Genomic DNA, 12,309 nt, shown 5'->3' with positions numbered 1-12,309 from the left:
AGTTGGGCGGGAAGCAGACATTCGCCGCGGTTGCGACATATGTCCATCGATGACGAAATCGACATTTTCATTCGCTATGCTTTGATAATCTCAACTTTGGGCAGGCGCACGACGGCTGCGAAACCGCGTGGATTGTCCGGACGGGGGCCATAGATCTCGAATTGGCAGCCAGACTGATTGCACAGGTCCTGAACGATCGACAGTCCAAGACCGTATCCGTCTGAAACTGTGTCGCGTCGGATAAATCGCTGTTTCATAGCTTCAAAATCGGTAGTGGATAGCGGGGCGCAGTCGTTTGATACCAACACATCTCCCGGCCGACTGGCATCCACGATCGTGGGTGCAGTGCCACAGGCGTGTTTCAGGGCGTTGTCGAATATGTTGGTCAGGATGATACCCAATGCGTCCGGATCGACGCGGCTTAAACAGCGGCCTGTGGGGAATTTCAGCACCAGCTTGTCAGTATCCGGGCATTGATTGCGCAATTCGTTCATCAGGAGCGTGATCACTGGATTTAGGTCTGTCACAGACGCATTCAGGCCCAACCCGGACTGCGCCCGTGACAATTGCAGCAGGCGTTCAATCAAGCGTTCCAGACGTTTCAGACCCGTCTCGATTTCGACAAGGTTGCCGGTTTGGACCGGGTCATTGATCTTTGCCCGAAGCCTTTGCGCCTGGGCCAGGCAAATCGCGACGGGTGTGCGCAATTCGTGGGCGGCATTGGTGGCAAAGGCACGTTCCGCATGCAACGCGCGGTCGAGCCGCGACATCAGCCCGTCGAGCGTGTCAATCGCCGGCGTGATCTCGGCGAATGTATTGTCACGATCAATAGGGGACAGGTTGTGTTCGTTCTTTTCGGCGATGTTTCGGCTGAGCTCTGCAATCATCGCAACTGAACGGCGAACCGCCCAGAATGACGCAAGGGCAAAGAGCAGTCCCAGCAGTGCTAAACCGACAACGACCCCGATGATCACATCGGTTATCGCTTCGCTGCGTTCGATCATCGGTTCGGCCACCACCACGCTTCCCATCCCAGGCTGATCCGACGGCAGAACAATGACACGATGCCCGCGCGTGGTGCTCAGACCTGGAAGCAGTGGTACAGGCAGCGCGAAAGTTCCTACTGTCATGGATCGCGCCATGACCTCACCGTTCACACCGACATACCACAGCAAAGCCCGCTCATTCGGCTTGCGCAGATCGCTTTCGTAGTCCAGCAGATTGCCCGCACCGGTGCCGATGCTTCCCGTGGTCCTTTGGGAGGTTTCGATGATGTCGCGCAGCAGATGGGCCTTGCCAGTGAGGCTGGCATCGAGCAGTTCGTCATATTCGTCCATGAATACATGGAGGACGATGAAAACGCTTACCACCATGACGATCAGTCCGGGCAAAAGCAACGAACCCAGAAGCGACTGAAACAGGCTTTTGCGGCGGTTAATCATTTTGTCAGTGCGTACCCCATACCCCGGTGCGTTACGATCAGGTCTTTGCCCAATTTTGTGCGGAGGCGGCTGATATGTGCTTCGAGAGCGTTGCTTTCTATCTCTTCACCGTAGGCATAGATAGAGGCCTCGAGGCTCTCCTTTGGCACGATCTGTGACTTTCGGCGCAGCAGCGTTTCAAACACACCCCATTCCTTTGCGGTCAGCCGGACCGGTTGCCCAGCACGGATGACACTGTGATCCGACAGGTTGATCACCAGATCGCGCAGCTGGACAGTTTGCGCAATCTGGTTTGCGCTCCGCCGACATACGGTGTGAACGCGCGCTTTTACCTCATCGAGATCGAAGGGTTTTATCACATAGTCATCGGCACCACGGTTCAATCCGTCAATCCGGTCCGAGACCTTGTCGCGCGCAGTCAGAATGATGATCGGCGTCCGCAGCATCCGCGCCCGCAATGAACTGAGAAAGATGAGCCCGTCTCCATCAGGCAGTTTCAGGTCCAAAAGAACCACATCATAATCCAAGGTGCGCAGCGCGGCATCGGCCTCGTCCAGCGTGTCAAACCATTCGACAATGTTCTGATCAGCCTCCAGATGCTCTATGAGCGGCCGCGCAAGTGCAGCTTCGTCTTCAATCAGGAGGATGCGCATTTTGGTCCAGTCCGATCCGATGAGAAGCTTGCCACAGTTCGCCCAACGCTTGATTTCGACTGCCGTTTGCACATGAGAAACGTCTCCTTTCTCGACCTATCCATCGGATGCCTTTCAGCCTATGCCGTAAGAACGCAAAACCACAGCACACAGAAAAACGCCATTCGCAAACAGCAGGCACATTGTTGCAAGTGATCCCAGATCCTTTGCGTCGCGCGCGAACACCTCCCACTGCGGTGTCAGGTGGTCGACGATACATTCGATCGCCGTGTTCAGCGCTTCCACTGCGATGAGGCCGGAGAACAGGATCAAAAGGATCAGGTAGTCGAAGAGTTCCGCATCCATGACGTACAACAGCACACCACAGAGCGGCAAAGCCACGACGATATGCCGGAACGCAGTTTCCAACCATAGCCTGCGGATGCCCCCGATCGAATATCCTGCTGCGGCAAAGACATGGGCAACCCCGGTGACCCGCGCAGGTTTCTGAGGCCGGATTGCCTTATCAAACTTCATATCTTGGCCAGCTCTACTTTGGTTTTGCAGGAAGAAAAGATATCCAGATCGGCATTTCGCTCTGCTGTGTCGATATTAAGCAAACCAAGCAGCGAGTGGAACAGGTTGTCATGCGAAAGCGGGTTGTTCTCCTGTGCGGCGACGCAGCTTTCATCAATGCCAAAGCGGGTCTTGAAGGCATCAGACAACCATAGGATCATCGGCACATGGGTTTGCGTTTCCGGTGCCATGAAATAGGGTGCGCCGTGGAGATAGAGCCCATGCTCACCCAGAGATTCACCGTGATCCGACATATAGATCAGCGATGTGGCCAGGCGGTCATCTGCGGACAGCATGCCAATGATCCGGGCGAGGATATGATCGGTATAGGCAATGGTATTATCGTAGGCGTTGGTAATCTCCTGTGGCGTGCATTTTTTGAACTCTGAGGAGCGGCAGGCCGGTTTGAAACGTTCGAAGTCTTCTGGGTAACGCTGGTAGTAGGTCGGTCCGTGGCTTCCCATCTGGTGGAGGACCAGAACGGTATCTTCGGTGATCGACGCGATGTAGTCTTTGAGGGGCTCAATGAATATTCCGTCCATACATTCACCCGTCGAACAGAATTCCGAATTGTTCAGGTCGGTAAATTTGCGCGTCTTGAACCGCGCGGCAATCCCTTTGTCACCGGTGTTGTTGTCCCACCATTCAACATGCAGCCCTGCGTGCCCCAGCACATCCAGCACGTTCTCGGTCGAAATGCCGTTCTCATACGAATAGGTGTCGCGGCTGAATTTCGAGAACATGCAGGGCAGCGATACGGCTGTCGCGGTTCCGCAAGACTGCGCGTCGCTGAAATTGATGATCGGCAACTGTGCCAACTCGGGGTTTGTGTCAACATCATAGCCGTTCAGGCTGAAATTTTGGGCGCGCGCTGTTTCACCGGCAACAACAATCGTCAGCATGGGCTTTTGCGGCTCGTCATACGCAGCGCCGGTCCGTGCGTCCGTTCCGGTTCTGACGAGGTCCAGCTTGGCTGAACGCGACATCATTTTAGCATATCGGATCGCGGCCACGAGCGGCGCGCCTGGCTGATAGCTGCTCATGAAATCTTTCCGTTCGCGCAGGATGGAAGAATAGGATTTCAGGTCGGCCATCAACAAGCCCGCCGCCAACGCAAAACTTAAAACGCATGTCAGCATCGGTGTCACGGCCGCACTAACGCGCCGCTGCGGTCGAATGCGGACACAGAGCACCAAGAGTGAGGGTAAAATGCCGAAAATAACAAGGTGGGTGATGTAGCCAGCCGTTATCAGATGTCTGGATTCACTCACGGTCGTGACAAAGATATTCTGTATCATGTCACGGTCTATGATGATCCCCAGCGTATCAACGAAATACGACGTCATAGCAGTCAAGATCAGCATCGAGATCAGAAACGGTTTAACTGTCCACGGAAAGGCAAACAGGCTGAATGCCGCCAGCGTCAGAAGAAACAATGCTGCCATATATCCTAACAGGGAAATCAGATGGCCCGAGAAGACATCCGCAGCGATCACCCAGAACGTGCCATTGTCGACACAAAACATGAATGCGATGGTCAGAACGGTCAGCAAGAGTGGCGAAATAGTTGACCGCTCACGCAGTTCTGCCGTTCGGCATCTAAGGGAGTGAAAAGTTGGCATTGTAGAGCTCTCGCAAGGTCAATTGCGTGCTCATGATCATTGGAAGCTTACGAGAAGCTTACGAATGAAAACCATTCGAGTTCGAGCGCCGCCTTTTCTGTGAAGTAGCAGATTCGGCCAGAACAAATTTGCGGTGGGGTCAAGGCTCACATGGTACCATTGACCTGCCGCAGCGCAGCATTACAGCAGGTAATGAATGTCCGCTTCGGGCCGCAAGCGACTTCCTCCCGTTCAGAACGCCGGTTATTTACTCACTAAGTAGCTCGCACTCCGGCCCTTCGGTTCTACGTTCGAGCTACGCATTCGCCAGGGGCAAGCCCCTGGACCCTGGCCGCCTGCGGCGACCTTGGGAGACGTCCAACTCTCCCAAACCCTCAAGGGGCTTTCAGCCCGAGAAAGGGAGGTTTCGCCCACCCCTTTCATCCCCACTCGCAGGGTCGTCGTTCGCCACTCCCCCTGCACCCCCTGGCAGCCTGTCCGTCTGAGACCAAAGAGCGGACTTCCCTCTCTGGACGCTCCAAGGCAAGGACCACTCGCCGTTTGTCCCTGCACCCTCTCAGACGGTTTTGAAATGCGTGAAATCGCAAGGCAGCAGACGGCCCCAATCTGCCGTTTACGCAAGCTCTCGAACCTGCGGCGCAGTTTTTCAAAGCGGACATTGGGCGAAGGGCGCAGCATTTTACATGCTGCAGGTTCGCTTTGCGGACTTTGCTAGTTTCGTCCCGCCGCTCTGAACGTCACATGCGCAGCTAGACGAAGCCAAAAGCAACACCAATCTTCACAGCTGATCGCACCACGTGCACAGCCGACGATCGGTCGCAGTCATGCTTGACGCCACATTGATCAAAGTTTGCAATAATTTCGGTCGTTGCATTCCGGCCGTATTGAGGACTTCAGTACCGACGGCACCCGGCGCCTCGCTAAATTCTATGCCGCCGCTATGCGCTTAACATATTGTAGTTGGTCAATTTAAGAGCACTGCCATTCTCAGGCTTTCGGGGTGTACAGCGAACCTTCATGCGCATAGAGTTGCCCCCGCAATATCAATGCTAGATGAGGCGCGTCGCGCGCAAGTCGGAGACCGCCAGTCATGCACACCACCGCAATCGATCTGCTTCTGGTTTCGGGGAGCCGCCCGCAACTGCTCGAACGGACACTCGATAGCTTCGGGAAAAACCTACTCTCGAACTTCGAGGTCTCAACGGTCTACGCCAACATCGATCCGTTCGAAGGCACAGCCGAGGACACCCAGTCCTGCGCCGACCTGATCCGAGAGAGATTTCCTGCCTGCCACATCCGCGCGCCTGATACTTGCAGCTTCACCGGCGCGGTGAAGTGGCTTTGGTCGAACACCTCCGCAGCAGCGGCACTCCACCTTGAGGATGACTGGGTGATCGACCGCGAAGTGCGGCCGGAGGATGTGTTTCCGCATTTCGACAATATGACACGTCAGATTGCGTTTCTAACAAGGGAAAAGAACTGGAAGGGAAGCTCGCCGTTCCACTATGAATGGTCGCGTCGCCGCATCGCAGGCCTCAATATCGGGCGAAAGTACAACTACGATCGGCCGATCTTCACGACAAGCCCTAGCTTTTTGGAGCGCAGCTTCGCGCATGAATGCGCGTCGAAGATGAGGTTGGACCTTGATCCGGAGAAACAGCTGTACGGGGATCGCAACCCAGAACTGGGTCAATACACCAAAACGTTCCGGAGCCGGCTGCTTGGCGTCGGAGGCGACTTTTGGATCTCTGACATCGGCCGCGAACATCGTCAGGCCAGTAACCTGAAAAAGACCCTCATCGATGGCCAGAGCCACTGGATTCGGGACGTCCATGAGAGCGAGACCTGATTAAATGCGCAGCGCGTTACAGTGCTCTACTTAGAAGGCTGAAACTTGACCTTGAACGGATTGATCACTGGCTGCGGCCGATCGGGTACCAGCTATCTTGCCGATGTCCTGAATGTTTCAGGTGCGTCTTGCGGCCACGAAGCGGCCTATGACGTTTTTGGACAGCATCATAGTTCCCACCGGTTCGAAAGCTCTTGGTACGCGGCGCCATTTCTAGATCAGCTGCCCCCACGCACACCGATCGTTCACCTCGTACGAGATCCTGTGAGGGTTATCCAATCGTTCCATCGCCTTGGCTTGCTGTCGAAGCGACCCTTCCGGCATGTCACCTACGGTCGCACCGGTTTTCATCCGAAGGCCTGGATGCTCTACCGCCGTCAGGTTCGTGATCGATGGCACTTTGTATTAGAACATCGCCGTTTTCTAGAGCGGCATCTCGCTGTCTGGAGTGAGCATGATGAGGTGCAGCGGCTAGTGACCTACTGGTTTCGCTGGAATCAAATGGTCGAGGATAATGCCGCACATCTTAATCTTCCCTACCTACGTGTGCGCCTAGAAGATCTCGACCAGCGGCTGAATGACGTTGCAGAGTTCCTTGGCGTCGACCCCATCCTCGATCGACGGAGTCCGACGAACACAAAAATGGGATACAAGCCTCGCCCGGTTCCGGAGGTGGAACTTTCTGAGCAAGCGTTATTACTAGCCAATCGCTTCGGCTATTCCGGAAAGTAATCCATGGCTAAAACCGCGTTCCAGGTTGCCTCGCGGTTTTTCAGGACCATGATTTCGAAACCGAACCTATTGTGCGCGGTGCCCAAAATCCGTCCTCTCTCTATCGAACAGCTCAAGCATATCCTGAGAGTTTTCGCTGAAGGTCCGCTTCTTTACTTTGGCGGGGTACGGTCATCTTTTCGGCGAATGGCCGCTTACCGCCCGACTTCTGCACAACAGAACTTCCAATAAAATTTGACGAGAGGGCCTACCCTCTCGCCGCTCTCCCGTTTTTTTACCTCCAGTTTTGCTGCGCGGTCTTTGTGACGCGCAGCAAAACTGGAGGCTTTTTAGGTCTCCAAAGCTGGTGTCGATTTTCAATCGGATCACAGGAGACCCCAGATGTATCAATCCACTCAACCCTTCGTGCCAGCATTTGATTGGCAGAACCTTGTCGAACGAGGCGATGTCGTCTTGTTCCGGTATCCTCTAGCGGACGAATACGACGCATCAACGGACACGAGGCCCAAACGTCGCCCCTGCTTGGTTCTCGACGTCTTTACCAAAGGCGGGACCTGCTTCATCGAACTTGCCTACGGCACTTCAGCACCTACTAATGCGAACCGCGGTTACGAGGTGAGAGTCGGGGAGTTGGCGTCCTGCCACGCAGCTGGCCTGAAGCGGCCGTCGCGCTTTGTCTGCGCCCGTCGGCTCATCGTCAGCGTTAATCATTCTGGTTTCGATGACGACGACGATAGCGGAACACTCATCGGTCGTTTGGATCCGCCACTTATCGAGCGGATGAATGCCGTGCAGGCACGGCTACAATCCGACGCTGACATACGGACAGCCGCGCAAGAAGAACGCCGGGAAGACTCGGCACGATAGTCGCGCGTAGTTCGCGGTTTCCTTTTGGGAACCGCGCCTTCGAGCGACCCCGCACCTCAAACATCAAAGGATAAAGACTATGGAACTACCATTCACACCAGGCACAGAAGTCACCCCTATGGCAGCCGCGTGCTACCCGCTCGCCCGCGCCGCCGCGACGGGCATCGAACAGGATGTCCTCGACCTCATTGCCCCGAAGCCTAAACGGGAGGCCCAAGCGCTCGCGGCGCTCCTTCAGCGTGGGGCGATCTTCGATAAGGGCGTTCTCGCAAAGCTGCACGATCTCGTGGGCGTGCTCGATGCCGAGATCATCGAAGGAACCTATGTCGATACGCATTACGATCACAGCGCGGAGAACGTGTCCGACACTCAGGACTACGGTATGGAACGTCTGACGCCGGAAGCCGATCGGCTAACCAACGCTCTGGGAGTGCTAATCGAGCTCTACGTAAGCCTTTCAGCAGTGCACGATCTGCTTCGTGCCGAGAAGGCTCTTCAGGGACTGCGCGCAGCAGCCTGACCGAACATGCGGGTTTAGACACCCCGCATCAGGCGCGCTGGCGACACTTCTGCTGCTACAGATGTCAGCGCGCCGCCCATACAGAGACGCCCGCACAGATCATCTCTGTGCGGGCGTAGACGATCAACCGTTAAGGGCCACCGTATCTCGTCGTGTTGTTGGTTTTCGAATGTCCACAACCGAAGGAGAAGCGAATGACCCTCACAAATCTGATCGACCTGATAGCTGAAGTTGCCGCCAAGCGGGCCACCGAAGAAGGCAGAACGAAGGAAGAAACACCAAGCGCAGGGTTAACCATATGCAGGCTCTTTTGGGCAAAGTTATGGCGAACAAGGTCAGATCGCATTTCATTCAGTGCGTTGCCACAAAACCGCCATTGATGCGAGGCAACTATCAAAGCAATCATCTTAATATCGTGAACAACAGTTCGCAGGAGACCACATGACTTCGACTGCCCGCCGTGCCGTGATCTACGCCCGTTTTTCGACTGATATGCAGAATGCCAACTCGACACGAGATCAGATCGCGAGTTGCCGCGCCTTTGCGCAGACAAACGGGTGGCAGGTTCTGGAGACATTTGAAGATGCCGGGATCTCCGGGGCAAACCGCGGCAGACCTGGCTACCAAAAGATGATGCAAGCCGTCAAAAGCGGTATGGTCGATGTTGTTCTGGCCGAGGGAACGAGCCGACTGAACCGAAGTCAGGAACTATCCGCCAATCTTTTCGCAGTCTGTGACTTCCACGGCGTGGAGATTCACACGGTGGCCGACGGCCGTATCGAAGAGATTCACATCGGCATGAAGGGGACAATGGATGCCCTGCAAATTAAGCGGACGTCACAGGAGGTCCATCGGGGCCAAACTGGCAGAATCAAAGATGGCCTCTCTGCAGGCGGGCTTAGTTTTGGCTATCGGATTCCTGTCGATCCATCGACTGGATTGCGGAAGACCGGTCAGACCGAGATCAATGAGGCCCAGGCAATCATCGTCAAACGGATCTTTCGCGAGTTCGCAGATGGCAACAGCCCGAGGGCCATTGCCCACCAACTCAACAAAGAACACATCCCTGCCCCGCGTGGGGGAGCCTGGAAGGTCAACACGATATACGGCAACGCTGCACGCGGCACAGGAATATTGAACAACCAGCTCTATGCCGGCACCCGCGTGTGGAACCGGTTGAACTACCGCAAGAACCCAGAAACCGACAAACGGGTATCACGGAAGCGGGATGAGGGAGAACTTGTCGTGCACGAGGTGCCCGAGTTGCGGATCATCGAACCGGCACTCTGGGAAGCGGTAAAAGCGTGCCAAAGCACGCAAAGAAAGACTTTGTCAAAATCGGCACCCGTCGCCTTGCGACGCAAGAAGTATTTGCTCTCTGGGCTCGTCGAATGTGGTCAGTGCGGGGGTAATATGACTGTTGCAGGATCAGGCGCGCGCCGGGCCTATTATTGCGCCAACGCCAAAGAGAAAGGTGCAGCGATCTGCAAGGGGATCCCAGGGATCCGTATAGACCGGTTGCAGCCCTTGGTTCTGGCAGGGCTCAGAGATGAGCTGATGATGCCAGAAGCTGTTGCGCGCTTCTCCGAGGAGTATCGACGCCATATCGCGGAGAAAAATCGAACCAAACACGAAGCGACCGCAGTCCTGCGTCACGCTATTGCGCAGCAGCAAAAATCCATCGACGGCTGCCTGCGCGCCGTCCGCGATGACCGAGCAACGGACAGCATATACGAGATGCTGGTAGAGGCTGAAGCAACCAAGAAGAAGCTTGAGGCGGATCTGGCTACTCAGGCTCAGGATCCTATTGAGATCACACCGGACTTAGCAGCACTCCACCGCGCTGCGATTGACGACATCTCCGACCTACTTAACGACCCCGATGTCGTGCATCGCGCGTCTGACGTCCTCGGCGAGCTTATTGACAGCATTACGATCCGTCACGATGCGGAGCGGGGCCACACGGCGCAGCTGGAAGGTAAGCTGTTGGGATTGTTAAGCTTTGCGGACAACAAAAAAGCCGCGTCCTATTCGGACGCGGCTTGTTCGCTAAAGCTGGTTGCGGGAGTAGGATTTGAACCTACGACCTTCAGGTTATGAGCCTGACGAGCTACCGGGCTGCTCCATCCCGCGCCGGGGGCCAATGTTTGTGTATTGGCTTATTATTTTGTCATCGCAGAGAGATACTAAATTTAGAGGTTTTGCTAGGTTTGGCGGTGACCTACTCTCCCACGTCTTAAGACGCAGTACCATTGGCGCAGTAGCACTTAACTGCCGAGTTCGGGATGGGATCGGGTGTTTTGCTTACGCTATGACCACCAAACCGAGTAAAACCTCTATGTTGTTGCTTTTGCCATTGGCAAAAGAGCAACAAGCGGGAGAGAGCGTATCCAAAGGATGCGCGTTCCCGCCTCCTCACCGTTCTGGGTAAGGATTTGTCCAAGTCAGTACGACTGATTGTATGTGTATGCTTTTGTCACAGTATGAAGTCTTTCTTCTACTGGATCAAATCAAGCCTATCGAGCAATTAGTACCAGTCAACTGAACGTATTACTACGCTTACATCTCTGGCCTATCGACGAGGTGGTCTACCTCGGCTCTCAGGGATACCTTGTTTTGAGGGGGCTTCCCGCTTAGATGCCTTCAAGCGGTTATCCTGTCCGATCATAGCTACCCAGCACTGCTATTGGCATAACAACTGGTCCACCAGTGGATCGTTCACCCCGGTCCTCTCGTACTAGGGGCAACTCCTCTCAAGTATCCTACACCCACGGAAGATAGGGACCGAACTGTCTCACGACGTTCTAAACCCAGCTCACGTACCTCTTTAAACGGCGAACAGCCGTACCCTTGGGACCTGCTCCAGCCCCAGGATGAGATGAGCCGACATCGAGGTGCCAAACACTGCCGTCGATATGGACTCTTGGGCAGTATCAGCCTGTTATCCCCGGCGTACCTTTTATCCGTTGAGCGATGGCCCTCCCACTTGGGACCACCGGATCACTATGGCCGTCTTTCGACTCTGCTCGACTTGTCAGTCTCGCAGTCAGGCTGGCTTCTGCCATTGCACTCAACGAGCGATTTCCGACCGCTCTGAGCCAACCTTCGCGCGCCTCCGTTACGATTTAGGAGGCGACCGCCCCAGTCAAACTACCCACCACACAGGGTCCCGGATCCGGATAACGGACCGCGGTTAGACATCAAGCAGAACAAGGGTGGTATCTCAAGGGAGGCTCCACGCAGACTGGCGTCCACGCTTCAAAGCCCACCACCTATCCTGCACATGTTCGGCCTAATGCCAGTGTGAAGTTGTAGTAAAGGTGCACGGGGTCTTTCCGTCTAACCGCGGGTAACCGGCATCTTGACCGGTAATTCAATTTCGCTGAGTCTATGTTGGAGACAGCGGGGAAGTCGTTACGCCATTCGTGCAGGTCGGAACTTACCCGACAAGGAATTTCGCTACCTTAGGACCGTTATAGTTACGGCCGCCGTTTACCTGGGCTTCAATTCAGAGCTCTCACCCCTCCTTTTAACCTTCAGGCACCGGGCAGGCGTCAGACCCTATACGTCGTCTTACGACTTCGCAGAGCCCTGTGTTTTTAATAAACAGTCGCCACCCCCTGGTTTGTGCCCCCCAGCCTCTAGTTGCCTAGAAACCGGGCCTCCTTCTCGCGAACTTACGGAGGTATTTTGCCGAGTTCCTTCAACATAGTTCTCTCAAGCGCCTTGGTATTCTCTACCTATCCACCTGTGTCGGTTTAGGGTACGATCTAGCGATGGAGCTATTTCCAGGGACCTCTAAGCAGCCCATTCAATCCGATAAGGATGAACTACCCTCGAGATCCGTCACTTCCATCTGGCCCAGGAATATTAACCTGGTTCCCATCGACTACGCCTTTCGGCCTCGCCTTAGGGGTCGGCTTACCCTGCTCAGATTAGCTTTAAGCAGGAACCCTTGGATTTTCGGCGAGAGTGTCTCTCACACTCTTTGTCGCTACTCATGTCATCATTCTCACTAGTGATCTCTCCACGGGATCCCTCACAGGCCCGCTTCACAGAAAGCTCCGCG

10 protein-coding genes, 1 tRNA gene and 2 rRNA genes (1 of these 13 cut by a window edge) are annotated in these 12,309 nt (G+C 55.1%); 6 read left to right on the top strand and 7 right to left on the bottom strand.

All coding sequences use genetic code 11. The annotated features are described in order from the left end of the window. Positions 1 to 74: 74 nt before the first annotated feature. From GLP52_RS13875 to GLP52_RS13860, 4 genes are all read right to left on the bottom strand, one after another. Complete coding sequence (locus tag GLP52_RS13875; protein ID WP_093734261.1) at positions 75 to 1,442, bottom strand: sensor histidine kinase; 1,368 nt, start codon at positions 1,440 to 1,442, stop codon at positions 75 to 77. Beyond that, a complete protein-coding gene (locus tag GLP52_RS13870) occupies positions 1,439 to 2,095 on the bottom strand; it encodes a response regulator (protein ID WP_237272618.1) in 657 nt (218 codons plus the stop codon). Before GLP52_RS13870 ends, GLP52_RS13875 begins: the two co-directional genes overlap by 4 nt. Positions 2,096 to 2,209: 114 nt before the next feature. Next, a complete protein-coding gene (locus GLP52_RS13865; protein ID WP_237271140.1) occupies positions 2,210 to 2,611 on the bottom strand; it encodes a diacylglycerol kinase in 402 nt (133 codons plus the stop codon). Further along, positions 2,608 to 4,272 (bottom strand): phosphoethanolamine transferase, encoded by a 1,665-nt coding sequence (locus tag GLP52_RS13860; RefSeq protein WP_237271139.1) that lies wholly within the window; start codon positions 4,270 to 4,272, stop codon positions 2,608 to 2,610. Before GLP52_RS13860 ends, GLP52_RS13865 begins: the two co-directional genes overlap by 4 nt. A 1,090-nt stretch (positions 4,273 to 5,362) precedes the next feature. Between GLP52_RS13860 and GLP52_RS13855 the strand changes: the two genes are divergently transcribed. From GLP52_RS13855 to GLP52_RS19675, 6 genes are all read left to right on the top strand, one after another. Continuing rightward, on the top strand, positions 5,363 to 6,121 hold the full coding sequence (locus tag GLP52_RS13855) for a hypothetical protein (protein ID WP_237271138.1): 759 nt from the start codon (positions 5,363 to 5,365) through the stop codon (positions 6,119 to 6,121). A 45-nt stretch (positions 6,122 to 6,166) separates the two neighbouring features. Further along, positions 6,167 to 6,853 carry a hypothetical protein gene (locus GLP52_RS13850; protein WP_237271137.1) on the top strand — a complete coding sequence of 229 codons (687 nt, stop codon included), beginning with the start codon at positions 6,167 to 6,169 and terminating at the stop codon, positions 6,851 to 6,853. A gap of 381 nt (positions 6,854 to 7,234) precedes the next feature. Next, positions 7,235 to 7,720: a type II toxin-antitoxin system PemK/MazF family toxin gene (locus GLP52_RS13845; RefSeq protein WP_237271136.1), complete on the top strand. Its 486-nt coding sequence runs from the start codon at positions 7,235 to 7,237 to the stop codon at positions 7,718 to 7,720. A gap of 79 nt (positions 7,721 to 7,799) precedes the next feature. Beyond that, positions 7,800 to 8,240, top strand: coding sequence for a hypothetical protein (locus tag GLP52_RS13840; protein ID WP_237271135.1), 441 nt, complete (start codon positions 7,800 to 7,802; stop codon positions 8,238 to 8,240). Positions 8,241 to 8,434: 194 nt separating this feature from the next. Continuing rightward, the gene (locus GLP52_RS13835) at positions 8,435 to 8,620 is read left to right on the top strand and encodes a hypothetical protein (protein WP_237271134.1); all 186 of its coding nucleotides are present in this window, start codon (positions 8,435 to 8,437) and stop codon (positions 8,618 to 8,620) included. 61 nt (positions 8,621 to 8,681) lie between these two features. Then, a complete protein-coding gene (locus GLP52_RS19675; RefSeq protein WP_413839953.1) occupies positions 8,682 to 10,340 on the top strand; it encodes a recombinase family protein in 1,659 nt (552 codons plus the stop codon). On the opposite strand, the gene GLP52_RS13825 is transcribed toward GLP52_RS19675, so the two are convergent. The 3 genes from GLP52_RS13825 to GLP52_RS13815 form a co-directional block, all read right to left on the bottom strand. Then, positions 10,297 to 10,373 (bottom strand) — tRNA-Met (locus GLP52_RS13825). The genes GLP52_RS19675 and GLP52_RS13825 overlap by 44 nt on opposite strands. 75 nt (positions 10,374 to 10,448) lie before the next feature. Beyond that, a 5S ribosomal RNA gene (rrf, locus tag GLP52_RS13820) occupies positions 10,449 to 10,563 on the bottom strand. A gap of 183 nt (positions 10,564 to 10,746) precedes the next feature. Next, positions 10,747 to 12,309 (bottom strand): 23S ribosomal RNA (locus GLP52_RS13815) (it continues 1,312 nt past the right edge of the window).

This window comes from Sulfitobacter sp. M22, assembly GCF_021736025.1.
GTDB lineage: Bacteria > Pseudomonadota > Alphaproteobacteria > Rhodobacterales > Rhodobacteraceae > Sulfitobacter > Sulfitobacter litoralis.
The sequence above is the reverse complement of the archived record's forward strand: the minus strand, read 5'-3'. Positions and strand labels throughout refer to the sequence as shown.